The sequence below is a fragment of the Psychromarinibacter sp. S121 genome, assembly GCF_049801035.1.
Lineage (GTDB): Bacteria > Pseudomonadota > Alphaproteobacteria > Rhodobacterales > Rhodobacteraceae > Psychromarinibacter.
Map to the genome: position 1 here is coordinate 280646 of NZ_JBNAGE010000004.1, position 23183 is coordinate 303828.

The following is a 23183-nucleotide window of genomic DNA, read 5'->3' on the forward strand; positions in this document are numbered from 1 at the left end:
CCGACCTGCACCAATTCGACCAAAGGCGATCCGGCCGCGCAGAAGCTTCCGCGCGCGGTAGAAGATAGGACACGGGCAAGGAGATTTGCCCATGCCCAAGATTGCCCCAAAAGCCCTAAAAGTTCCCGCCCTCATGCGGCTGCCGCTGCGCCAGCTTTCCTTTGCCCGCCTGTTGCGCGGCGGACGGCTGGGCGACCTTGGCCGCCTGCCCCGATACGCCGGGATCTTCGCGGTTGGCGCGGCCTGCATCTGGGCTCCGATCTACGGCTACCTGTCGACGGCGCCGCTGAAGTACACCTCGTCGTTCTCGCTGATCCTGCCCGGCTCGGGCGCGTCGGCCTCGGTAAACCTCGACAGCATCGGGCAGGCGTCGTCCTTCGCGAACTCTCCCTTCGCCAGTTCGTCGGTCAGCCCGACAGAGACCTACAAGCGCCTGCTGGCTGCCGAACGCATCGTCGCCGCCGCGGCCGAGACCATGTCGATGCACCGGCGCGACTTCGGCCAGCCGCGCGTTGAACTGGTCGATCAGACCGGGCTGATCCACGTGTCCATCGTCGGTGGCGCCCCGGACGACGCCCGCGCGCGGGGCGAGGCGCTGCTGGCCACGTTCTTCGCTGAAATCGAGGCCCTGCGCACCGACGAGGCGACGACACGCGAGGCCAGCGCAAGCACCGCGATCGAGGAATACCGCAACTCTGTCCTCGCCACGCGCGAGGAGATTTCTCGCCTGCAACGCGAGAACGGCCTGATCTCGACCACCCAATACGAAGCGCTGGTCGCCGAGACCGACGCGCTGGCGCAGCGGGTCCGCGACCTTGGCGTGAAGCTGGAAGAACGCGCCAACGCCGTGCGGGCGCTGGAGACGTCGCTGGGCCTGACCCCGCGCCTTGCCGCAGCCGCGCTGCGTTTGCATGCCGACATCGAGTTCGCCGCACTGGTGAAGGAAATGTCCGAACGCGCCGCCGACCTGTCACAGGCCCGTTCGAAATACGGCGAGGCGCACCCCGAGGTGCTGACCGCTCGCGAGGGGCACGAAGCCGCCAGCGCAGAGGCGCATCGCCGCGCCGCCATGCTGACCGGGCTGACCGACACGGAACTGTCGGCGCTGGACCTGTCCCACGTCGGCAACCGCGCCGCGCTGCTAAGCGATCTTGTCACCTACGAGGCCCAGCGCGCCGGTCTGGCTGCAGAGCTTGAAGCTTTGACGGCCCGCCTTCAGACAGCCGAGGCCCGGCGCGTCGAACTGATCGAACCGGCCGCCCGGCTGGAGGATCTGCAACGCGACTTCGCCGTGGCCGAGGCCGTCTTCGCCTCTGCGATGGCGCGGACGCAGACCACCAAAACCGACCTTTATGCCTCGTACCCGCTGGTTCAGGTGCTGGAAGATCCAAGCCTGCCGGTCGACCCGACCTCGCCCAAGCGCAAGCTGGCCGTTGCCGCCGGGATCGCCGCCACGTTCTTTCTGTTGGTCGGCCTGACGCTGGGCTGGATCCGCCGCCCGCTGATCGACCGCCTGCTGACCAAGGGCGACGACGATCTTGTGATGGTCCCCGCCGAATGAGCCGCGCCGCCGACATCGCGCCGCAGAACCCGGCAGAGGCGCTGGTGCTGAAGACGCTGCGCCTGACCTGGCCCTTCTACTTCGTCGGCGCGCTGTACGTCGTAGGCCCGGTGCTGGCGTGGGTGCTGGGGGGATTGGCGGCGCTGTCGCTATACCTTGGCAAAGCGATCCGCCCCGATCTTCGCCCGCGCGGAACGATCCCGCCGGTCGTCTGGGCATGGATCGCCGGGATGGCGGTGATGCTGGTGGCGCTGTGGGTCGGGCACGTTGACTGGGGTTTGGGCCTGAAACAGACGATCAAGTCCTCGATCGGCTGGGCCAAGGGCTGGGCGCTGCTGGCGCTGTTCCCCTTCGTGGGCGCGGTGCTGCCGATCCGGCGCGAGATCCTTGTCCGCGGTCAGTGCATCATCGGGCTTTGGACGCTGGCGCTTTTGCCGATCCTCGTCGCCGCGCCCTATGCCGGGCTTCCCGAGAAGATCTTCACCTCGCCGCTGAAGGCGGTCGGAGGCCCGGGGCCCGAATACTTCTCGGTCTATTTCTTCACGTGGGACCCGGCCAGCTGGACGCCGCGCTGGCAGTTCTACGCGCCGTGGTCTCCCTTTGCCGCGCTGCTGGGCGTGGTGCAGGTCTGCTTCGCGCTGGAAGAGAAGAACATCCGCTGGCGCAGCATCGGACTTGCCGCAGGCGCCGCGATGATCCTGTTCTCGAAATCCCGCATGGGGCTGGTCGGACTGGTCGCCTGCACCGTCGGCCCCCGTCTGCTGCCGTTGATCCTGCGCGGCTGGGCGTGGAAGGCTCTGGCTGCCGCGACCGCGTCGCTTGCCGTGATCGGCGCGGCGTTGGCGCAGGCCGCGAAAGACGCGGTCGCCACCTTCAAGGGCGCACGGGCCGACAGCACCCGCGTCCGCGAGACGTTGCAGCGGATCGCGGGCGAGCGCTGGCGGAACGAGGCGTTCTGGTTCGGCCATGGCACCGTGCATCCCGGCCCGCATCTGGTGGAATACATGCCCATCGGCAGTCACCACACGTGGTGGGGGCTTTTGTTCGTGAAGGGTCTGGTGGGAATGCTGGCGCTGCTGGTGCCGCTGGTCTGGCAGACGCTGATCGCGCTGGTCGACGCCACGCGGTCGAAACGCGGGCACCTGCCTCTGGGCATCGTGATGACCATGATCCTTCTGTCCTTCGGCGAGAATATCGAGATCGAGGCTTACATGCTGTGGCCCGGATTGATGATCCTTGGCATCCACGCGGCAGAGGTCGCGCAGGACAGCCGACAGCGGACCGCGACCGGAAAGATGTTGCCTTGTGCGGCGAACTGAACAGACTTAGCGGCACCCTTAACCACACGATGGTGAACCCCATGCGTATTCCATACGCCCTGTGTGTCGCTCTTGCCCTGCCCGCCTTGCCGCTGGCCGCGCAGGAAGGTCCCTCTTTCGATTGCTCCAAGGCACAAAGCTCTGCCGAAGAGCTTGTCTGCGCCGACGCGGATCTTGCCGCGCTCGACCGGCTGATCGCCGAACGATACGCCGCTGCCCTTGAGGCCGCGCGCAATCTGGACTTCGGCGCCGAGGAGGCAGAGGCCAACCTGAAAGCCTACCAGCGCGGGTGGATCAAGGGCCGCGACGACTGCTGGAAGGCGGACGACCTGCGCGCCTGCGTCGAGTACGAATACCAACGGCGCGAGGCGGAGCTGGTGACGCAGTTCATCCTTGAAGAGCCGACCGGCACGACCTTCTGGCAATGTCAGGGAAACCCGGCGAACGAGGTCGTGACCATGTACTTCGACACGGCCCTGCCCAGCATCCGTTTCGAGCGCGGCGATTCGATCGACACCGGCATGTTGTCAGAGACCGCGTCCGGCTCTCGGTATGATGGCAGCTTCGGGCGGTATATCTGGATCAAGGGCGACGAGGCGACCTATCGCGAGCCCGATCCGGATGGCACGGAAATGACCTGTACCGTGGCGAACTAGGCTTCGCCCTGTTCAGACCTGCCGATCCATGCAAGCCTGCCATGGAAACATGGCAACGGAGGCAGGCATGAAGGTCGGTATCGTGGGTGCGGGCATGGTCGGGTCGGCGGCGGGCTATGCGCTGGCCCTGCGCGGCGGGGCAAGCGAAGTGGTCTTCGTCGACCTGAACGAAGCGCTCGCCGTGGCACAGGCCGAAGACGTCGCCCATGCCGTGCCGTTCGCCCATCCCTGTCAGGTCAGCGCCGGCGGATACGAGGCGCTTGAAGGCGCGGGGATCGTCATCCTGTCGGCGGGCGTGGCGCAGAAGCCGGGCGAAAGCCGGTTAAGCCTGCTGGCGCGCAACGCCGATGTCTTCGCCAAGGTGATCGAGGGCGTGCTGAAGGCAGCGCCCGACGCGATGCTGCTTGTCGCTTCGAACCCGGTGGACATCATGACCGAAGTCTCGCTGCGGATCTCCGGCCTTGACCCCGCGCGGGTGATCGGGTCGGGCACGATCCTCGACACCGCCCGGTTTCGCAGCTTGCTGGGGGGCCATCTAGGGATCGCCGCGCAGTCGGTGCATGCCTATGTGCTGGGAGAGCACGGCGACTCCGAGGTGCTGGCATGGCGGTCGGCGCGGGCGGGGTCCGAAACGGTCGACGGCTTCGCCACACAGGTCGGACGCCCGCTGACCGAAGCCGTGAAGGCAAAGATCGACGAGGGCGTTCGCCGCGCCGCCTACAAGATCATCGAGGGGAAGGGCGCCACGTGGTACGGCATCGGCGCGGGACTGGCGCGGATCGTTCAGGCGGTGCGCGACGACCAGCGGACGGTTCTGTCCGTCTCGATCGTCACGCCCGAGGTGCAGGGGGTCAAGGACGTGGCCCTGTCCCTGCCCCGCGTCGTCGGCGCGGCGGGCGTGCTTCACACGCTGATGCCCGCGCTGGAGTCCGGCGAGGCGGACGCCCTCCGCGCCTCTGCCGAGACGCTGAAGGAAACCGCCTCGCAGCTTAAGGGCTAGGCCGGGAACCGCGCCCGCGTCCGGTTCGCGAAAGCAACCAGCGACAGCATCACCGGCACCTCGACCAGTACGCCGACGACGGTGGCCAGCGCCGCGCCCGAGTTCAGGCCGAACAGGCTGATTGCGACCGCCACGGCGAGTTCGAAAAAGTTCGACGTTCCGATCAGGGCACAGGGCGCAGCGATGCGGTGTGGCACCTTCATCGCGAAGGCCGCGGCATAGGCCACTGCGAAGATCCCATAGCTTTGGATCAGGATCGGCACGGCGATCAGCACAATGACCATCGGGCGGTCGAGAATGACCTGCCCCTGCAAGCCGAACAGGATGACGACCGTCGCGATCAGCCCGATCACCGACCACGGTTTCACCTTATCCCGGAACGCCTCGATCCGCGCCTCGCTGCCCAGCCGACGCCGGGTCCAGATACCCGCCGCCAGCGGCAGCGCGACGAACAGGACCACCGACAGGATCAGCGTCGACCACGGAACCACAATGTCGGTGACGCCCAGCAGGAACGCGACGATCGGCGCGAAGGCCACGACCATCACGAGGTCGTTCACCGAGACCTGAAGCAAGGTATAGCCCTCGTCGCCCTTGGTCAGCTGGGACCAGACGAAGACCATCGCGGTACAGGGCGCGGCGCCCAGCAGGATCAGACCCGCGATGTATTGCTGCGCGTCTTCGGGCGCGATCCACGGGCGGAACACCACCTCGAAGAACAGAACGGCAAGCGCGGCCATGGTGAACGGCTTGATCAGCCAGTTGACCACCAGGGTGATCAGCAGACCTTTCGGCTGTCGCAACACGCCGTTCAGCGCGTTGGGCTCGACTCCGACCATCATCGGATAGACCATCGCCCAGATCAGGACGGCCACAACAAGATTGACGCTTGCGACCTCGGCCGCCGCGATGGCCTGTACGACGCCGGGCAGGGCCGCACCAAGGATGATGCCTGCGACGATCGCCAGAGCGATCCACAGGCTTAGATAACGTTCGAATATGCTCAAGCCGGGACTTCCTGTCTTTCTTCCGGGCGCAGCCGGCCCGAGGCCAGCGCGCTGAGGGCGACCATTACCGCCGCGGTGCCAAGGCACAAGGCCAGTCCGCCCAATTGATAGGTGAGGCCGGACAGGACAGTGCCGATCAACCGGCCGCCTGCGTTCGCCATGTAGTAGAACCCGACATCCATCGTGACCCGCTCGTCCCGTGTGAAGGCGAGGATCAGGTAGGAATGCAGGGAAGAGTTCACCGCGAAAATCGCGCCGAAGGCCAGAAGCCCGGCCACAAGCGTGGCCGTCAGCCACGGCGCCGGCCCCGGCGACATCATCACGGCAAGGGTCATCGCGGCGGGCACAACCGACAGCGCCCATGCCCAGCCGCGCGCCGCTTGGACCAACTCGCCCTCCGGTCGCGACTTGGCGCGCAGCAGCCGTGGCGCAGAGGCCTGCACGAAACCATATAGGATCACCCAGACCGCCATGAAGGTGCCGATCATGAAGAAGGCCGCTCGGTTGCCCTCTTCGCTGCCGTCCGACAGGACGGCGTAGAAGTAAATCGGAATACCCACGACGAACCAAACGTCCCGTGCCCCGAACAGGAACACCCGTGACGCCGACAGCCAGTTCACGTTCGCGGATTTCGAGAACACTTCCGAGAATTTCGCCCCCTTGCGTCCCTTGGGCAGGCCCGAGGGCATGGCGATCAGCACTGCGACAAGGATCGCCGCCAGCACCGCCGCCATTGCCAGCACCGACCAGACGAAGCCCGCCGTCGCCAGCAGCGCCGCCCCCAGCAGGAAGCCCAGCCCCTTCACAGCGTTCTTCGACCCGGTCAGCACCGCGACCCAGCGGAACAGCCCGCCACCCTCTTTCGGCGCTAGCAGTTTGACCGCCGATTTCGAGGACATCTTGGCGAGGTCCTTCGCCACGCCCGACGCCCCCTGCACCAGCATCACGAAGGCCACCGAGGCGCCGACCGTCCATGCCGGGTCGAGTTGCGACAGGGCCAGCAGCGCCAGCACCTGTACCCCGAGCCCGGCATAAAGCGTCGCGGTCAGACCGAACCGCGCCGCGATCCAGCCGGCAGAGAGGTTGGTGACCATCCCCGCGATCTCGTACAGGACGAACAGATAGGCCAGTTGCACCGGCGAGAAGCCCAGCGTGTGAAAGTGCAAAAGCACCAGCATCCGCAGCGCGCCGTCGGTAAGCATGAACGCCCAATAGGCCGCCGTCACCGCGACGTAGGCCGCAAGACCTTCCGGCTTGTCGGTCACAGGCTGTCCCCGACCATAAGGGCCACATCCACCAGCCGGTGAGCATAACCCATCTCGTTGTCGTACCACGCGTAGACCTTCACCTGCGTGCCGTTCACCACCATGGTCGACAGCGCATCGACGATCGAGGATCGCGCATCGTTCACGTAATCGGCCGAGACGAGCGGCCGTTCCTCGTATCCAAGGATGCCTTTCAACTCTCCTTCGGCGGCCTTGCTGAACAGCGCGTTGATCTCTTCGGCGGTCGTCTCGCGCTCGACCTCGAACACGCAGTCGGTGATGGACGCGTTCAACAGCGGCACCCGGATCGCATGACCGTTCAGCCGGCCCTTGAGTTCGGGATAGATCAGCGTGATCGCCGTGGCAGAGCCGGTCGTCGTCGGGATTAGCGAGTTCAGCGCCGACCGCGCGCGGCGCAGGTCCTTGGCGGGCCGGTCCACGATGGTCTGCGTATTGGTCACGTCGTGGATCGTGGTGATGGAACCGTGGCGGATGCCGATATTCTCGTGGATCACCTTTACCACCGGGGCAAGGCAATTGGTGGTGCAGCTTGCCGCGGTGACGATGCTATGCACCTCGGGATCGTAGACGTCGTTGTTCACGCCGTACACGATGTTCGCCGTCGGACCGTCCTTGACCGGGGCGGACACCACGACCTTCTTCACGCCCGCCGCGAAATACGGGGCGATCTTGGCCTCGGTCTTGAACACTCCGGTACAGTCGATGACCACGTCGACGCCATCCAGCGGCAGGTCCTCGATCTTCTTCTCGCAATGCACCGGAAGACGCGTGCCGTCGATGGTGATCGAGGTATCGTCGGATGCAAAGGCGGCGTCCCACCGACCGTGTACGGTGTCGAATTCCAGCAAGTGCGCATGCATCGCCGGATCACCGACCGCGTCGTTGATCCAGGCGATCTGCACACCCTTTTCCAGCAGCGGGCGCAGGGCGAGTTTGCCCATGCGGCCCAGTCCGTTCAGTGCATAGACGGTCACGCGGTCTCTCCTTCGCCCGCACGGGCGATGTCGTCGACGGCAGCCTGCAAAGAGATCCGGTCAAGCGACCCGATCGGCAAAGCAGTGAACGCGCGGATGCGGTTGCGCAGCGCGCCATAGGCGTGCTGGAACGCCAGGCTCTTCTCGGCATCCGTGCCTTCGACCTTGACCGGGTCGGGCGTGCTCCAGTGCGCGCTGATCGGCTGTCCGGCCCATGCCGGGCATTCCTCGTTCGCGGCGCGGTCGCAAACGGTGAACACGAAGTCAAGTTGCGGCGCCTCTTCGCCCGCGAACTCCTGAATGTTCTTCGACCGCAGCGGCGTGATGTCGTGGCCCTTCGATTCCAGCAGTTCAACGGCGAACGGGTTCAACTCGGACGTCGGTCGCGTGCCGGCCGAATAGGCGTTGAATTTGTCCCCGGCGGTTTCCCGCAGGATCGTCTCGGCAAAGATCGATCGGGCAGAGTTCCCGGTGCAGATGAACAGGACGTTGTATTTCTGGTCAGCGTTGGTCATTGCCTTCTCCATTTCGGCAGAACTGACAGGGGGGCAGAGGTCGGGGCGCCCGCGACAGCAATCAAGCATCAGGTTGCCGAACATGCCTTGCACGGACTTCATGTCGATCGCGTAACGCAACGAGGTCCCCAACCGGCTTTGCGCGACCAGACCGGCGCGCATCAGCGCGTTCAGGTAGGCCGACAACGTGCTGGCCTTCAGCTGAAGGACCTGCGCGATCTCGCCCGCCGGGACCTCGTCGGGATAACGCCGCATCAGCAACCGGAAGATCGCAAGGCGCTGCGGGTGACCAAGGGCGGTCAGCTGACTGGGAACATCTTTTTCCATATTTCGCGAATATCGGAAATACATTGATTCGAAAACCCTCGAAATGTGCGCGGTTCGAGCCGCAAAGGCCGGTGCAGCCCGCCAATCCGCCACTGAATTAAATCTAAATAGACTTAAATAAAACTTTAGGCTCTTTAGTTCCGCTACGGAAATCTACCAATAATTTACGTAACGTCGAAAACTTATTGACCTTAAGGAAAGGAAATCCCGCAAGATGCCAACTATTAATGGCGAAAGGATAAATTCTGTGTACTAATCCTGCGCACAAATGAAGCCAAATTGCACCAAAGCCGACCTTTGAGGATCATTTACTTTGAGACGCCACGTCAAACCTATTAGTTTAACGGGAATCTGACTATTTGAATAACACCGAACCGGCCGCGGTGAGCGACAAAAGCATGAGAATACGGCCGGAAGGGATGAAGATCGCCAGGGGAGACGGCCATGGCACGGCCCAAAAAACAAGACGCAATAGACATCAAAAGCAAAGCCATCGTTGAAGCCAGCGCGTTGCTGCGTGAAGCTCCAGACCGGCTATCACTATCTTCACTAGCTAAACGGATCGGATGCAGCGCTCCGGCGCTGTATGCACACTTCACTAACAAGGACGATCTCTTGAACCGCGTACGCGAGCGCGTTTTCACCGAGATGGTCGAAATGCGGCAAACCCACATCGACGAGGCAGCACTTTGCCCCGTCGAAGCGATCCGCCGGCGGGGGCACGGTGCGGTCGACTTCGCAATCGAGCACCCGGCCTTGTATAGGCTAATCTTCGCGCCGTCGCATGACGCCAGCGCGCACGAGATCAACCTGTGTGACGAATCCATCGGCCCGATCACGGATCGGGTGCGAACGGTGTTGTCCAACGGTTCGGCCAAGAACGCCGATGCGATCGCCCGGACCATCTGGTTCGCGACGCATGGCGCCATCATGATCGCGCTTGACGGTCAGCTGGAAGGTCCGGACCAAGCCCGTTGGGAACGCGCGCACGCGACGGTCGATACTGTCATCGACCTGTTCCTTCCGAGCCACTGAACTTGTCCGAGGCGGCCTACCCCCGGGTGGCCGCCTCGTACCACTCCACGATTTTCGCCCGCTCCTCCGGTTCCATGTAGGACACGTTGGCAGGCGGCATCGCGTGGGTCCGACCGGCCTGCAGGTAGATCATGCGCGCATAGCGGGCCACCTGCGTTTCGGTTTCCAGCTCCACACCTTTCGGCGGCCAGAGGATACCGTCGTAAAACGGCTCTGCCGCATGGCACATGCTGCACCGGCCCATGACGATGGCGTGGACCTCTTCGAACCCTTCGGCCTTGGCGAAGCGCAATGCGGCGCCCTTCAACTCCACCTCTTTCGCGTCCTCATCGGGAAGGAACTGCGGGCCGGTGGACAGCCACGCACAGGCGATGAACAGCAGCAGCGTGACGATCCATGTCCAATGCGGGTTGCCTTTCCGCGCGTGCAGAGAGTTGAAGTAGTGCCGGATGGTGACGCCCATCAGAAACACCAGCGCCGCGATGATCCAGTTCCACTGGGTCGCAAAGGCCAGCGGATAGTGGTTCGACAGCATCAGGAAGATGACCGGCAGCGTCAGATAGTTATTGTGGGTCGACCGCAGCTTGGCGATCTTGCCGTATTTCGGGTCGGGCTTGCGGCCCGCTTTCAGGTCCGCCACCACCACCCGCTGGTTCGGCATGATGATGAAGAACACGTTGGCCGTCATGATGGTCGCGGTGAACGCCCCAAGGTGCAGCATCATCGCGCGTCCGGTGAAGATCTGGTTATAGCCCCAGCCCATCACCACCAGCAAAACGAACAGCAACAGCATAAGGGTCGTCGGCCGCTCGCCCAGCTTGGACTTGCAAAGAGTGTCGTAGACCAGCCAGCCGATCGTCAGCGAGACGGCCGAGATCAGGATGCCCTGCCACACGGCAAGGTCCGCCTTCTCGGGGTCGATCAGGTACAGCTCCGCCCCCAGCCAGTAGACGAGGATCAGCATCGCCGCGCCGGAAAGCCATGTCGAATAGCTTTCCCATTTGAACCACGTCAGATGCTCGGGCATCGCCTCGGGCGCGACAAGGTATTTCTGGATGTGGTAGAAACCGCCGCCGTGGACCTGCCATTCCTCGCCATCGGCCATCCCCATGTCGCGGTCCCGCCGCAGGCCAAGGTCCAGCGCAATGAAGTAGAACGACGACCCGATCCACGCGACCGCAGTAATCACATGCGTCCAACGCACGGCGAATTCCAGCCATGCCTCTATCACCGCCCAGTCGTACATTCCGTTGTCCCCGTCTTGCCCGGGGTTCGCGTCCCCGTTGCTTGATATTCACACCGATACTCGCCCGAACCCGCCGCCGCAGGCAATCCACGCCGGCGTCGCAGCGCGCATTTTGCGGTCATCTGGTCACCGATTGGGCGAAGCCGGGCCGCCTAGCTGCCGCGGTAGGTGGAATAGCCATAGGGCGACAGCAGCAACGGCACGTGGTAATGCGCCTCGCCGTCGCTCATGCCGAAGCGGATCGGCACCTGATCCAGGAACAGGGGCTCGTCACCGCCCTGCCCCGTCTCGCGCAGGTAGTCGCCCGCGAAGAAGATCAACTCGTAGGTCCCGGTCTTGAACTTGCCCTCGGGCAGGATCGGCGCATCGGTGCGTCCGTCGTCGTTTGTCACCGCCTCGGCGATCTTGCGATGGCTGTTGCCGGACACCGAATACAGCAGGATACGGATCCCCTTCGCCGGCACGCCTTTCGCAGTGTCCAGAACATGTGTCGTCAGATATCCCATCGCAGTCTCCGGTCCGGTTTCGACTTGTGCGAAGAACCTGCCCAATCCAAAGGCAAAAGGACAGACAGCACGCGCCGAAAGCGTGTTCAATTGCCGCATAAATTTGCGTCCTCCCGGCAGATGGGCAAAAACCATGGGACCGAAACAACCGGAGACCGTGTCGTGAACCGCTACCCCAGAAACATGATCGGCCACGGACCTGACACTCCGCAGGCGAATTGGCCCGGCGGCGCCCGCGTCGCGGTGCAGTTCGTGCTGAATTACGAGGAAGGCGGCGAGAACTGCATCCTGCACGGCGACGCGGCGTCCGAGGGGTTCCTGTCCGACATCACCGGCGCGGCGATGTGGCAGGGACAGCGGCACTGGAACATGGAGTCGATCTACGAATACGGCGCGCGGGCCGGATTCTGGCGGCTGCATCGGCTGTTCACCGGCATGGACATCCCGCTGACGATCTACGGCGTCGCCTCTGCGCTGGCGCGTAGCCCCGAACAGGTCGCCGCGATGAAGTCCGCCGGGTGGGAGATCGCCAGCCACGGGCTGAAATGGGTCGAACACAAGGATATGCCCGAGGACGAGGAACGCGCCTCTATCGCCGAGGCGATCCGCCTGCACACCGAAGTCGTGGGCGAGCGCCCGCTGGGCTGGTACACCGGACGCTGCTCGGCCAACACGGTGCGTCTGGTGTCGGAAGAAGGCGGCTTCGCCTATGTCTCGGACACCTACGACGATGACCTGCCCTATTGGCTGGAGGTTGGTGACCGCGACCAGCTGATCATCCCGTACACGCTGGAAGCCAACGACATGCGCTTCGCCGTATCGCCCGGCTGGGTGACGGGTGAGGATTTCTTCATCTATCTGAAGGACGCTTTCGACACGCTTTACGAGGAAGGCGCCGAAAGCCCCAAGATGATGTCCGTCGGCCTGCATTGCCGCCTGATCGGCCGCCCCGGAAAGATCGCCGGGCTAAAGCGCTTTCTCGAGTACATCTCTGGGTTCGAGGGCGTTTGGACGCCCCGCCGCATCGACATCGCCCGCCACTGGGAAGCGACGCATCCGCCGAAGCGGGTCGAACGCCCCTCGCAAATGTCGAAAGACCGGTTTGTCGAGATGTTCGGCGGCATCTTCGAGCATTCGCCGTGGATCGCCGAACAGGCGTGGGACCTAGAGCTTGGCCCGGCACACGATACGCCGGTCGGCGTACACAGCGCGCTGGCCCGCGTGTTTCGCACCGCCCCGCCCGAAGCGCGGCTGGCGGTTCTGAACGCGCACCCGGACCTTGCGGGCAAACTGGCGGCGGCGAAACAGCTGACCGCCGACAGCACCAGTGAACAGGCCAGCGCCGGCCTTGACGCGCTGACCGATGACGAGCGGAATACCTTTACGAGTCTGAACTCCGAGTATACAGCCAAGCACGGATTTCCGTTCATCATCGCCGTGCGTGACAATGACAAGCCGGGCATCCTGGCCGCTTTCAAGCGCCGGATCGGCAACGACCGGGACACCGAGTTCGCCGAAGCCTGCAAACAGGTCGAACGCATCGCGGAATTGCGACTAAAGGAGCTGTTGGCGTGAGTTACGCCTTTCCGTCCGGCGGCTTGCCGGATCAATCAGCCAGTGCGGAAGGCACTGCCGTCTTCACGACCGCCTATGCGGTCCTGCCCGCGATCACCCATCGTGACATCGTGACCAGTTTCCTGCCCACGTGGCACAACCACCGTGCATGGATCTTCGCCCGACCGCTGTCCGGTTTCGCCGAGACCTTCGCGCAATACGCGGTCGAGATCCTGCCCGGCGGCGGCAGCGCCGACCCCGAGCCCGACCGCGACGCGCAAGCGGTTCTGTTCATCGCCCGCGGCAAGGCGCGACTGACGCTGGGCGCCGACAATCACGAACTGACCGAGGGCACTTTCGTCTACCTGCCCGCCGCCGCGCCGTGGCAGTTGTGGAACATCTACGACGAGCCCTGCGGCTTTCACTGGATCCGCAAGCGCTATGTCCACGCGCAGGGGCTGTCCGTCCCCGAGCCGTTGATCATCCACGAAGACGACGTGCCGGTTACCCCGATGCCTGAATGCGACGGCAGATGGGCGACGCAGCGGTTCCTCGATCCGCTGGACCTGTCTTACGATTTCCATGTGAACATCGTGACCTTCCAGCCCGGCGGCCGCATCCCCTTTGCCGAGACGCATGTGATGGAACACGGCCTTTACGTTCTACAGGGAACCGCGCGGTACCTGCTGAACAAGGACTGGGTCGAGGTCGGCCCCGGCGACTTCATGTGGCTTCGTGCGTTCTGCCCGCAGGCCTGCATCGCCACGGGCGACGAGCCGTTCCGCTATCTGCTGTACAAGGACGTCAACAGGCACCCGTCGCTGACGGCTCTGAAATGAGCCTGACAATTACCGCCCAGCCGCTGACCGCCTCGGCCTTCGCTTCGTTCGGCGATGTGCTGGAGGCGGCGGGCGAGCCGGACAAGATCATCAATCAGGGCCTGTGCGGACGGTTCCACGACCGAGCGCGGATGGATTTCGGCCCCGGCGGACGCGCCGGCATCTCGGTGTTTCAAGCCGAACTGCGCGACCTTCCCCTGACGCTCGACATGGTCGAACGCCACCCCGAGGGCAGTCAGGCGTTCCTGCCTCTGGACCGCGAGCCGTTCCTTGTGATCGTCGCCGAAGACGAAGACGGCAAGCCGGGTACTCCCCGCGCCTTCGTCACTGCACCGGGGCAAGGCGTTAACTATATGCGCAACTGTTGGCACGGTGTGCTTACGCCGGTGGCAGGCAACGGACTGTTTGCCGTCGTGGACCGCATCGGCGACACGCCCAACCTTGAAGAATTCTGGTTTGAAACGCCGTTCCGTGTAACGCTTCCGTGAACGGGCCCGGCAGAAGGCCCTCTTCCCCGCACACACGGAAAGGAACAGGGACATGGCCGAGGCCAGCATCGGAACCCCGGAACAACTGAAAGACCCGAACTATACGCCGCCGGTGTGGCAGGCGATCCCGCTGGGCATCCAGCACGTCATGGCGATGTTCATCGCCAACGTCACGCCCGCGATCATCGTCGCAGGGGCGGCGGGCTTCGGCTTTGGATCGAACTCGCCCGACTTTCCGGAACTGCTGTACCTGATCCAGATGTCGATGCTGTTCGCAGGCATCGCCACATTGTTGCAAACCGTGACGGTCGGGCCGGTCGGCGCGGCGCTGCCCATCGTGCAGGGCACCTCGTTCGCATTCATCCCGATCATGATCCCGCTGGTCGCCGGTAAGGGCGTCGATGCTCTGGCCGCGCTGTTCGGCGGCGTCATCATCGGCGGCCTGTTCCACGCCTGCATCGGCTTTTTCATCGGCAAGATCCGCTTTGCCCTGCCGCCACTGGTGACCGGGCTTGTGGTCACGATGATCGGCCTTGCGCTGGTACAGGTCGGCATCCAGTACGCCGCAGGCGGCGTGCCCGCCAAGGGAACCGAGGAATATGGCTCGCTACTGAATTGGTCGGCGGCGCTGGTGGTGATCTTCGTGACGCTGGGCTTCAAGTTCTTTGCCAAGGGAATGCTGGCGGTCTCGGCGGTGCTGATCGGCCTTCTGGTCGGCTATGTCTACGCGATCCTCGTCGGTATGCTTCCCACCTCGGCAATCGCTGGCTCGTGGAACAACGCCGCGGCCTTCGCCCTGCCCGAGCCGTTCAAATACGGCTTCGAGTTCTCGGCTGCCGCCGTTCTGGGATTCTGCCTGATGGCCTTCGTCTCGGCGGTCGAGACGGTGGGCGATGTGTCGGGCATCGTGAAGGGCGGCGCGGGACGCGAAGCCACCGACAAAGAGATCCAGGGCGCAACCTTCGCGGACGGTGTCGGAACGGCACTGGCCGGCCTGTTCGGCGGCTTCCCAAACACCTCGTTCAGCCAGAACGTCGGCCTGATCGCGATGACCGGCGTCATGAGCCGCCACGTGGTGACCTTCGGTGCCATCTTCCTGATCATCTGCGGGCTGGTGCCGAAGATCGGCGGCGTGATCCGCACGGTCCCGATCGAAGTGCTGGGCGGCGGCGTGATCGTCATGTTCGGGATGGTCGTAGCCTCGGGTATCTCGATGCTGTCCGACGTGCTTTGGGACCGCCGCAACATGGTGATCTTCGCGGTCGCCCTTTCGGTGGGCCTTGGCCTGCAACTGGAACCGGAGGCGGTGCAATACCTGCCTGACTGGCTGCGGGTTCTGATGGTCTCGGGCATCCTTCCCGCCGCGACCATCGCCATCGTCCTGAACCTCGTGCTGCCGGTGCCGTTGTCCGACGAGTCGACCGAAGAGGTCTCGGGCGGGTTATCCGGCCACGGCAAGGGCGCCATGCCCGGCGAGTGATGCAAAATCGCAAGGCAGCCATGCCTTGGCATGGCTGTCACGTTGCTGTCAGAGTACACGGCGATAAGGCGAAGCCGCAGCTTTGACAGGACGACAATGACCGATTTCTTCACCGCCCCCGGCCGGTTCCACCGTGGAAACCTGCACACACACTCCACCCTGTCCGACGGCGCGCTGGAGCCGAAGGAAGTCTGCCGCCGGTACCGCGACGAAGGCTATGACTTCATCTCGCTGACCGACCACTTTCTTGGCCGCTACGGCTGGCCCATCGCCGACACCGAGCCCTACCGCAAGCCGGACTTCACCACCATCCTCGGCGCCGAACTGCATTCGGGCGCGCAGGCGAATGGAGAGCTGTGGCACATCCTCGCCGTCGGCCTGCCCGCCGGGTTCGAGCCGCCCGCCACAAAGGATTTCTTCGTCACCGACGATCAGGAGACCGGCCCGCAGCTTGCCGCGCGCGCCGTCGCCGCCGGGGCCTATGTCTCGATCGCGCACCCGCAGTGGTCGGGGCTGACACTGGACGACGCCCGCTCGCTTGAAGCCGCGCATGCGGTCGAGACCTACAACCACGGCTGCGCGACGGGCGCCGACCGGCCGGACGGGTTCCACACGCTCGACCTGCTGCTGGCCGAGGGGCGCCGCCTGAACCTGATCGCAACCGACGACGCCCATTTCACCGAGCCGGATCACTTCGGCGGCTGGGTGATGGTGAAGGCAACCGAGAACGACCCCGACGCGCTGGTCGACGCGCTGAAAGCGGGGGCGTTCTACTCCAGCCAGGGACCGGAGCTGCGCAATATCGTGGTGACGGATGACGAGATCGTCGTGGAAAGCAGCGCGGTCGTATCGATGATCGTGCAGGCGCAGGGCAACACGGCGAAGGCGGTGCATGGGCTGTCGATGACCCGCTCGTCCCTGCCGCTGCACAAGTTCGCGGCTTCGCCGTGGGTCCGCGTCACCGTGATCGACGCGGCGGGCAAACGCGCTTGGTCGAACCCGATCTGGCTGGACTGACGCTTCAGTCCAGCCGGTCCAGAAGTTCCAGAACCGAGGGGCCCAGTGCATCGACGATGATCTGCACGCCCTCGGCATTCGGATGGATGCCGTCGGCCTGCATATACTGCGCGACCGGCCCCTCGCCTGCAGTCTCGATGATCGGTTGCAGAAAGTCGGGGCCAAGCACCGCATCGTATTCCTCGGCCAATTCGGGATAGATCGCGTCGAAATCGCGCTTGTAGTCGGGGCCATAGTTCGCTGGCGCGTCGATGCCGAAGATCAGCACTTCGACCCCTGCCGCCTGCGCCGCATCGAGGATGCCCGCAAGGTTCGCGCGCGCGACCTCGGGCTCTGTCCCGCGCAGCACGTCGTTGCCGCCCAGCGCCACGATCATCGCGTCCACGTCATCGCTTAACGTCCAGCCGATACGCGACAGGCCGCCCGCCGTCGTGTCACCCGAAACGCCCGCGTTGCGAAGTTCGACATCGGCGCCCTGCGCGTCCAGCCAGGCCTGCAACTGCGGCACGAAGCCCGCGTCTTTCTGCAGCCCGTAGCCTGCGGTCAGGCTGTCGCCCAAAGCGGCCACGACGGCAGGCTGCGCCGTGGCTGCACCGGTGCCGATGACGAACGCGACAGCAAGGTTGCGCAGCCACCGCCCGGACCCATATGCGATAGAGCGCAGCGAAAGGACCTTGCCGATGCCCGACCCCGTCGTCTCTTTGACCGACACCCGCCTGTCTCTGGCGGGGAACGCCGGACCGGTCGACATTCTGAAAGGCATCTCGCTGGACGTGGCGCGCGGTGAAACGCTGGGGCTGGTGGGTCCGTCGGGCAGCGGCAAGTCGTCTCTCCTCATGCTCATGGGCGGGCTCGAGCGCGCCACCGGCGGCAAGGTCGAGGTACTGGGCCAGGACCTGACGGCGATGAACGAGGACGCGCTGGCCCGGTTCCGTCGCAATCATATGGGGGTGGTGTTCCAGAGCTTCCACCTCATTCCGACGATGACCGCGCTGGAAAATGTCGCGACGCCGCTTGAGCTTGCCGGTGTTGCGGATGCCTTCGACCGTGCCGAGGCCGAGCTGCAGTCTGTCGGGCTGGGACCGCGAGCGGGGCATTATCCGTCGCAACTGTCGGGCGGCGAGCAGCAGCGCGTGGCGCTGGCCCGCGCCGCCGCGCCAAGGCCCGAGGTTCTGCTGGCGGACGAACCGACCGGCAACCTCGACGGGGTCAACGGCAGCGCGATCATGGATCTGCTGTTCGGATTGCGCGACCGGCACGGGTCGACGCTGATCCTTGTCACCCACGCGCCGGAACTGGCCTCGCGCTGCGACCGGGTCATCGAACTGGTGGACGGCCGTCTGGCCGCGGACGCACAGCGGGCCGCCGCCGAATGAGCGCCCGCATCGCCGCCCGCATCGCGCGGCGCGAGCTGCGCGGCGGTATCCGTGGCTTTCGCGTCTTCCTTGCCTGCCTCGCGCTTGGCGTCGCCGCCATCGCGGCGGTCGGCAGCGTGCGCACCTCGGTCGAACAGGGCCTCGCCCGAGATGCAGCGATCATTCTGGGCGGAGACGCCGAGATCCAGCTGACCTATCGCTTCGCCACCGAAGCAGAGCGGGCGTGGATGGAAAGCGTCTCGACGCAGGTGTCCGAGACGGTCGACTTCCGGTCGATGGCCGTGGTGCCAGAAGCCGACGACCGAAGCCTGACACAGATCCGGGGCGTCGATGGCGCTTATCCGATCTATGGCGAGGCCGTGCTGGACCCGGCGATGCCGCTGGAGACGGCGTTTGACGGGGCGGACGGGCTACCGGGTGCGGTGATGGACCCGGTCCTAATCGCGCGGCTGGGGCTGGAGCCCGGCGACAGGTTCCGGCTTGGCACCGGCGATTTCATTCTGATGGCGGCGCTGACGCGAGAGCCCGACACATCCGGGGGCGGTTTCACCCTTGGGCCGCGTACGTTGGTGCGCCTGTCCGATCTGGACAGCACCGGCCTGATACAGCCGGGCACGCTGTACGAAACCGAATACCGCCTTGCTCTGCCGCCGGGCTCGAACCTCGATGCGCTGCGTGCGCAGGCGGGCGAGGCGCTGGAAGGCGCCGGCCACCGCTGGAGCGACACCCGCAACGCCGCACAGGGAACGGCGGTGTTCATCGACCGGCTGGCAAGCTTCCTTGTCCTTGTGGGCCTTGCCGGACTGGCGGTCGGAGGCGTCGGAGTGGCGGCGGCGGTGCGGGCCTATCTGGATCGCAAGACATCCGTCATCGCCACGCTCAAGACGCTGGGCGCGGAGACCCGGACGATCTTTCTGGTCTACGCCTTCCAGATCGCGGCGCTGACAGCCTTGGGGCTGGTGATCGGCCTTGTCCTTGGCGCGGCGCTGCCGCTTGTCTTCCAGCCGCTGATCTCTGCTCAACTGCCGGTTCCCGCCGTGTTCGGCATCCATCCCGAACCGTTGTTGGAAGCCGCGCTGTACGGCATCCTCGCGGCTGCGCTGTTCACCCTGTGGCCGCTGGCGCGGACCGAACAGGTGCGCGCGGCGACCCTGTATCGCGACGGCGCGCAGGGCGGCGCCGGGTGGCCGCGCTGGCCCTATGTCGCGGCGACGGCTGTCCTGCTGCTCTTGCTGGTCGGATCGGCCTCTGCGCTGTCCGGCCTGCCATCCCTGACGATGTGGTCGGCGGCGGGCATCTTCGGCGCATTTCTTGTGCTGCTGGGCGTGGCAAGCCTGACCCGCCGCGCCGCACGGGCGGCCGGACGGTCGAGGGCGGTGCGGGGACGCTCGTCGCTGCGAATGGCGCTGGGAGCAGCGGGCGGACCGGGCAGCGAGGCCGGCTCGGTCGTCCTGTCGCTGGGCCTTGGCCTGACGGTGCTGGCCGCGGTGGGTCAGATCGACAGCAACCTGCGCGGCGCGATTGCACGGGACCTGCCGGAAGTCGCGCCCAGCTATTTCGTCGTCGACATCCAGACCGACCAGCTTCAGGACTTTCTAGACGCTGCCGAGAACGACCCCGAGGTCAGCCGTGTCGAGACCGCACCGATGCTGCGCGGCGTGATCACCGAGATCAACGGCCGCCCCTCGGAAGAGGTCGCAGGCGATCACTGGGTGGTCCGCGGCGACCGGGGCATCACCTATTCCGCCACGCCGCCGACCGGGGACGAGGTGACTGCCGGCGAATGGTGGCCCGAGGATTATTCCGGGACGCCGCAGGTCAGCTTCGCCGCGGAAGAGGCCGCCGAGATCGGGCTGCAACTCGGAGACACGATCACCCTCAACGTGCTGGGCCGGGACGTGACGGCCGAGGTCACCAGCTTCCGCGAAGTCGACTTCTCCAACGCCGGAATGGGCTTTGTCCTTTCGATGAACCCGGACGCCCTGCGCGGGGCGCCGCACAGCCACATCGCGACGATCTACGCCGCACGGGACGCAGAGGCGCGACTGCTGCGAGAGATTGGCGGAACGTGGCCGAACATCACCATGATCTCGGTCCGGAACGCCATCGCACGCGCGGCAGAGATCCTTGCGGGCATCGCGGCGGCCACCACCTATGGCGCGCTGGCGACGCTGCTGACCGGCTTCATCGTGCTGATCGGTGCGGCTGCGGCGGGCGAGCGGGCGCGGACCTACGAGGCGGCGATCCTCAAGACGCTGGGCGCGACGCGTGGCATGGTGTTGGCGAACTTCGCTTGGCGCAGCGCCGTGTTCGGGCTGGCCGCGGGGCTGGTCGCCATCGCGACCGGCGGGCTGGCCGGCTGGGCGGTGACCCGGTTCGTGATGGAGACCGACTTTGTGTTCGAGCCGGTCTCGGCAGTGCTGATCGTCGTGGGCGGCGTTGTCATCACCCTGCTCGCCGGCCTCGCATTTGCATGGCGGCCCCTTGCTGCGCGACCCGCGCGAGTGCTGCGGGCGCGCGAGTAGCGTCAGGCGCTTTGAAAGGCGAGCCGTTCGACAAGGTAGCGTTCCGACAGCGGCAGGCTCGCCGCGCCCAGCGCACGCGCGTCCGCCCCGATGCTGCCTTCGCGCACATCGGGCGTGGCAAGCCCCGCCATATTCCGCTTTTCCAGGTGGGTCGTCGTCGCTTCGACCAGCCGCCGCCGCATGTCCTGCGTGATCCAGCCGTCGATCATCACGGTTCCGAAGTCGATCACAGAGACCGCCGAGGCGATGGCATGCGCGATGCCGGCGGCGGCGTCTTCGATCCAGTCGGACAGAACGTCGGGCTGCATCTCAAGCTGCTCTGGCGTATCCCAAAGCTCGGATGTGTCCAGCCCGGCCGCGACCAACCGTTCCTCAAGCCCGCCAAGGCTTGCAACGTCGATCAACTGGCGATCCCGGCCGCCCGGCTCTTGCGCCGGGACCGGCATCGAGCCGACTGCACCCGCATTGCCGCCCGGCCCCGAGTAGAGACTTCCGTTCAGCACCACCCCGCCACCGATGAAATAACCGATGTAGAAGTGCAGGAAATCGACCGGCGTTTCGTCACGCCCGAAGACAAGCTCGGCGCCGCAGGCGGCGGTCGCGTCGTTCTGAACGAGCACGGGAATGTCGATGACCCGCGAAATGGACCGCCCGAGATCGGCATTCCGCCATGCTGCCATGTCCTCGTGCGGCGCGGACAGGTTGTCGGCCCAGTCCCAAAGGCTGAACGGCATGGCGATCCCCAGCCCCGCCACCCGGTCGCGGTCTCGGGGGGTCATCGCCGTTAGCATCCGCGTCAGGGCGTTGCGGGTGAAACGAACGGTCGCTTCCGGCATCGGGTAGTCGTGCGTTTGTCGCACCCTTGCACGGACTTTCCCAAGAAAATCCGTCAGCACCAGCTCTAGTGACCGGCGGCCGACCTTCAACCCGAAGAAGAACGCACCATCAGGCGCAAGCGACATCGGAATCGATGGCTGCCCGACCCGCCCGCGCACCGGTTCGCCGCGCATCAGAAGCTCGTCCGCTTCAAGCGCGCGCATGATGACCGAGACCGTCTGCGCCGAAAGCCCGGTTGCCCGGGCAATATCGGCCTTTGCCGTTGCGCCGTGACGTCGTATTAGTGATAGGACAAGACGCTCGTTATGTGCGCGCATGCCCGCTTGGTTCGACCCGCGGATGCCCGTGTCAGACGTACCGAGGATCGAGCTGGGATTTTCTTTAGGCATCGCCTCCTCCTCGAAGCCTTTTCAGTTTTCCCGCAATGCGTGAGTCTGTCAATAAATAAATCATGCGGACTTATTAATTGACAGAAAGGTGGCGAATCGCGCAGGATTGACGCAGCGGCCCGCTCTTCACGTGCCGCACAAGTTGCATTCTGCACCTTTGGGAGGAGATCATGAAGAAACTTGCTGCGGGCACTGCGCTCGCCCTTATCGCATGCGCCGGCGCTGCAAATGCCGCCAGCCACGAAACCATCAGCGCCTGCCTGATCACCAAGACCGACACCAACCCCTTCTTCGTGAAAATGAAGGAAGGCGCTCAGGCCAAGGCAGACGAACTGGGCATCGAGCTTAAAACCTTCGCCGGCAAGGTCGATGGCGACAACGAAACTCAGGTCGCCGCGATCGAAACCTGCATCGCCGATGGCGCCAAAGGCATCCTGATCACCGCGTCCAGCACCTCGGCCATCGTGCCGGTGGTCGAGCAGGCGCGTGAAGCGGGCATCCTCGTGATTGCGCTGGATACTCCGCTGGATCCGATCGATGCGGCGGACGCGACCTTTGCCACCGACAACTTCCTTGCCGGTGAACTGATCGGCAAATGGGCCGCCGCCAAGCTGGGCGACGCTGCCGCCGATGCCCGCATCGCGATGCTGGACCTCGACATCAGCCAGCCCACCGTCGGCGTGCTGCGTGACCAGGGCTTCCTGCAGGGCTTCGGCATCGACCTGGGCGACCCGAACAAGTGGGGCGACGAGGAAGACGACCGCATCGTCGGCAACGACGTGACCCAGGGCAACCAGGAAGGTGGCCGCCGCGCGATGGAGAACCTGCTGGCGCAGGATCCCGAGATCAACGTCGTCTACACCATCAACGAACCCGCCGCCGCCGGTGCCTATGAGGCGCTGAAGGCGATGGGCCGCGAGAACGACGTGCTGATCGTGTCGGTCGACGGCGGCTGCCCCGGCGTCCAGAACATCGCCGACGGGGTGATCGGCGCCACCTCGCAGCAATACCCGCTGCTGATGGCGTCGCTGGGCATCGAAGCGATCCACACCTTCGCGATGAGCGGCGAAAAGCCGGAGCCGACCGAAGGCAAGAACTTCTTCGACACCGGCGTCGCGCTGGTGACCGACGAGCCCGCTGACGGCGTCGAGTCGATCTCGGTCGAGGAAGGCATGGACCTCTGCTGGGGTTGATCCGTACGCGGACCTAGGCAGAGTATGAGATATGACGCGGGCGTCCGCGCCCG

21 protein-coding genes are annotated in these 23183 nt (G+C 65.0%); 13 read left to right on the forward strand and 8 right to left on the reverse strand.

Translation table 11 applies throughout. The features are described from left to right. Window positions 1–91 precede the first annotated feature (91 nt). The 4 genes from ACP156_RS19910 (at window position 92) to ACP156_RS19925 (ending at window position 4536) form a co-directional block, all read left to right on the forward strand. Window positions 92–1561, forward strand: a complete 1470-nt coding sequence (locus ACP156_RS19910; RefSeq protein WP_425053124.1) for a GumC family protein — start codon at window positions 92–94, stop codon at window positions 1559–1561. Continuing rightward, on the forward strand, window positions 1558–2880 hold the full coding sequence (locus ACP156_RS19915; RefSeq protein ID WP_425053125.1) for an O-antigen ligase domain-containing protein: 1323 nt from the start codon (window positions 1558–1560) through the stop codon (window positions 2878–2880). Before ACP156_RS19910 ends, ACP156_RS19915 begins: the two co-directional genes overlap by 4 nt. 41 nt (window positions 2881–2921) lie before the next feature. Further along, complete coding sequence (locus ACP156_RS19920) at window positions 2922–3536, forward strand: lysozyme inhibitor LprI family protein (RefSeq protein ID WP_425053126.1); 615 nt, start codon at window positions 2922–2924, stop codon at window positions 3534–3536. A gap of 67 nt (window positions 3537–3603) precedes the next feature. Next, window positions 3604–4536, forward strand: coding sequence for an L-lactate dehydrogenase (locus tag ACP156_RS19925; protein ID WP_425053127.1), 933 nt, complete (start codon window positions 3604–3606; stop codon window positions 4534–4536). Here ACP156_RS19925 and arsB read toward each other — a convergent pair. From arsB to ACP156_RS19945, 4 genes are read right to left on the reverse strand one after another with little or no spacing between them, the layout of a single operon-like run. Beyond that, window positions 4533–5543: an ACR3 family arsenite efflux transporter gene (gene arsB / locus ACP156_RS19930; RefSeq protein ID WP_425053128.1), complete on the reverse strand. Its 1011-nt coding sequence runs from the start codon at window positions 5541–5543 to the stop codon at window positions 4533–4535. The genes ACP156_RS19925 and arsB overlap by 4 nt on opposite strands. Beyond that, window positions 5540–6808 (reverse strand): organoarsenical effux MFS transporter ArsJ, encoded by a 1269-nt coding sequence (gene arsJ / locus ACP156_RS19935; RefSeq protein ID WP_425053129.1) that lies wholly within the window; start codon window positions 6806–6808, stop codon window positions 5540–5542. The genes arsB and arsJ overlap by 4 nt, the downstream gene beginning before the upstream one ends. Further along, window positions 6805–7803, reverse strand: coding sequence for an ArsJ-associated glyceraldehyde-3-phosphate dehydrogenase (locus tag ACP156_RS19940; RefSeq protein ID WP_425053130.1), 999 nt, complete (start codon window positions 7801–7803; stop codon window positions 6805–6807). The genes arsJ and ACP156_RS19940 overlap by 4 nt, the downstream gene beginning before the upstream one ends. Beyond that, window positions 7800–8645 (reverse strand): helix-turn-helix domain-containing protein, encoded by an 846-nt coding sequence (locus ACP156_RS19945; protein ID WP_425053131.1) that lies wholly within the window; start codon window positions 8643–8645, stop codon window positions 7800–7802. The genes ACP156_RS19940 and ACP156_RS19945 overlap by 4 nt, the downstream gene beginning before the upstream one ends. A gap of 444 nt (window positions 8646–9089) precedes the next feature. Between ACP156_RS19945 and ACP156_RS19950 the strand changes: the two genes are divergently transcribed. Further along, window positions 9090–9680: a TetR/AcrR family transcriptional regulator gene (locus tag ACP156_RS19950; protein ID WP_425053132.1), complete on the forward strand. Its 591-nt coding sequence runs from the start codon at window positions 9090–9092 to the stop codon at window positions 9678–9680. Window positions 9681–9696: 16 nt separating this feature from the next. Here ACP156_RS19950 and ACP156_RS19955 read toward each other — a convergent pair whose 3' ends face one another. Then, window positions 9697–10926 carry a urate hydroxylase PuuD gene (locus ACP156_RS19955; protein WP_425053133.1) on the reverse strand — a complete coding sequence of 410 codons (1230 nt, stop codon included), beginning with the start codon at window positions 10924–10926 and terminating at the stop codon, window positions 9697–9699. Window positions 10927–11078: 152 nt separating this feature from the next. After that, window positions 11079–11432, reverse strand: a complete 354-nt coding sequence (gene uraH / locus ACP156_RS19960) for a hydroxyisourate hydrolase (protein WP_425053134.1) — start codon at window positions 11430–11432, stop codon at window positions 11079–11081. A gap of 162 nt (window positions 11433–11594) precedes the next feature. On the opposite strand from uraH, the gene puuE reads away from it, so the two are divergent. The 5 genes from puuE to ACP156_RS19985 all read left to right on the forward strand — a co-directional run bounded on the left by puuE (window position 11595) and on the right by ACP156_RS19985 (window position 16810). Beyond that, window positions 11595–13007 carry an allantoinase PuuE gene (gene puuE, locus ACP156_RS19965; protein ID WP_425053135.1) on the forward strand — a complete coding sequence of 471 codons (1413 nt, stop codon included), beginning with the start codon at window positions 11595–11597 and terminating at the stop codon, window positions 13005–13007. Further along, window positions 13004–13825: a bifunctional allantoicase/(S)-ureidoglycine aminohydrolase gene (locus ACP156_RS19970; protein ID WP_425053136.1), complete on the forward strand. Its 822-nt coding sequence runs from the start codon at window positions 13004–13006 to the stop codon at window positions 13823–13825. Before puuE ends, ACP156_RS19970 begins: the two co-directional genes overlap by 4 nt. Beyond that, a complete protein-coding gene (locus ACP156_RS19975; protein WP_425053137.1) occupies window positions 13822–14313 on the forward strand; it encodes an ureidoglycolate lyase in 492 nt (163 codons plus the stop codon). The genes ACP156_RS19970 and ACP156_RS19975 overlap by 4 nt, the downstream gene beginning before the upstream one ends. Window positions 14314–14365: 52 nt before the next feature. Next, window positions 14366–15793 (forward strand): uracil-xanthine permease family protein, encoded by a 1428-nt coding sequence (locus ACP156_RS19980; protein WP_425053138.1) that lies wholly within the window; start codon window positions 14366–14368, stop codon window positions 15791–15793. 96 nt (window positions 15794–15889) lie between these two features. Further along, complete coding sequence (locus ACP156_RS19985; RefSeq protein ID WP_425053139.1) at window positions 15890–16810, forward strand: PHP domain-containing protein; 921 nt, start codon at window positions 15890–15892, stop codon at window positions 16808–16810. Between the two features lie 4 nt (window positions 16811–16814). Here ACP156_RS19985 and ACP156_RS19990 read toward each other — a convergent pair whose 3' ends face one another. After that, window positions 16815–17522, reverse strand: coding sequence for an arylesterase (locus ACP156_RS19990; RefSeq protein WP_425053140.1), 708 nt, complete (start codon window positions 17520–17522; stop codon window positions 16815–16817). Between ACP156_RS19990 and ACP156_RS19995 the strand changes: the two genes are divergently transcribed. Both ACP156_RS19995 and ACP156_RS20000 read left to right on the forward strand, forming a co-directional pair. Continuing rightward, on the forward strand, window positions 17491–18186 hold the full coding sequence (locus tag ACP156_RS19995) for an ABC transporter ATP-binding protein (protein ID WP_425053141.1): 696 nt from the start codon (window positions 17491–17493) through the stop codon (window positions 18184–18186). The two genes, ACP156_RS19990 and ACP156_RS19995, sit on opposite strands and share 32 nt — an antisense overlap. Further along, window positions 18183–20711, forward strand: coding sequence for an ABC transporter permease (locus ACP156_RS20000; protein ID WP_425053142.1), 2529 nt, complete (start codon window positions 18183–18185; stop codon window positions 20709–20711). Before ACP156_RS19995 ends, ACP156_RS20000 begins: the two co-directional genes overlap by 4 nt. 2 nt (window positions 20712–20713) lie before the next feature. On the opposite strand, the gene ACP156_RS20005 is transcribed toward ACP156_RS20000, so the two are convergent. Then, window positions 20714–21937 (reverse strand): ROK family transcriptional regulator, encoded by a 1224-nt coding sequence (locus tag ACP156_RS20005; RefSeq protein WP_425053143.1) that lies wholly within the window; start codon window positions 21935–21937, stop codon window positions 20714–20716. A gap of 170 nt (window positions 21938–22107) precedes the next feature. Here ACP156_RS20005 and ACP156_RS20010 point away from each other — a divergent pair, with 170 nt between their 5' ends. Then, complete coding sequence (locus ACP156_RS20010; protein ID WP_425053144.1) at window positions 22108–23130, forward strand: sugar ABC transporter substrate-binding protein; 1023 nt, start codon at window positions 22108–22110, stop codon at window positions 23128–23130. Window positions 23131–23183: the final 53 nt, after the last annotated feature.

Coding starts and splice junctions, on each gene's coding strand:
- uraH (WP_425053134.1), bottom strand. CDS start 11,432: ATGGGATATCTGACGACACATGTTCTGGACACTGCGAAAGGCGTGCCG.
- ACP156_RS19955 (WP_425053133.1), bottom strand. CDS start 10,926: ATGTACGACTGGGCGGTGATAGAGGCATGGCTGGAATTCGCCGTGCGT.
- ACP156_RS19925 (WP_425053127.1), top strand. CDS start 3,604: ATGAAGGTCGGTATCGTGGGTGCGGGCATGGTCGGGTCGGCGGCGGGC.
- ACP156_RS19915 (WP_425053125.1), top strand. CDS start 1,558: ATGAGCCGCGCCGCCGACATCGCGCCGCAGAACCCGGCAGAGGCGCTG.
- ACP156_RS20010 (WP_425053144.1), top strand. CDS start 22,108: ATGAAGAAACTTGCTGCGGGCACTGCGCTCGCCCTTATCGCATGCGCC.
- ACP156_RS19950 (WP_425053132.1), top strand. CDS start 9,090: ATGGCACGGCCCAAAAAACAAGACGCAATAGACATCAAAAGCAAAGCC.
- ACP156_RS19945 (WP_425053131.1), bottom strand. CDS start 8,645: ATGGAAAAAGATGTTCCCAGTCAGCTGACCGCCCTTGGTCACCCGCAG.
- ACP156_RS19975 (WP_425053137.1), top strand. CDS start 13,822: ATGAGCCTGACAATTACCGCCCAGCCGCTGACCGCCTCGGCCTTCGCT.
- ACP156_RS20000 (WP_425053142.1), top strand. CDS start 18,183: ATGAGCGCCCGCATCGCCGCCCGCATCGCGCGGCGCGAGCTGCGCGGC.
- ACP156_RS20005 (WP_425053143.1), bottom strand. CDS start 21,937: ATGCCTAAAGAAAATCCCAGCTCGATCCTCGGTACGTCTGACACGGGC.
- ACP156_RS19985 (WP_425053139.1), top strand. CDS start 15,890: ATGACCGATTTCTTCACCGCCCCCGGCCGGTTCCACCGTGGAAACCTG.
- ACP156_RS19995 (WP_425053141.1), top strand. CDS start 17,491: ATGCCCGACCCCGTCGTCTCTTTGACCGACACCCGCCTGTCTCTGGCG.
- ACP156_RS19980 (WP_425053138.1), top strand. CDS start 14,366: ATGGCCGAGGCCAGCATCGGAACCCCGGAACAACTGAAAGACCCGAAC.
- ACP156_RS19920 (WP_425053126.1), top strand. CDS start 2,922: ATGCGTATTCCATACGCCCTGTGTGTCGCTCTTGCCCTGCCCGCCTTG.
- ACP156_RS19910 (WP_425053124.1), top strand. CDS start 92: ATGCCCAAGATTGCCCCAAAAGCCCTAAAAGTTCCCGCCCTCATGCGG.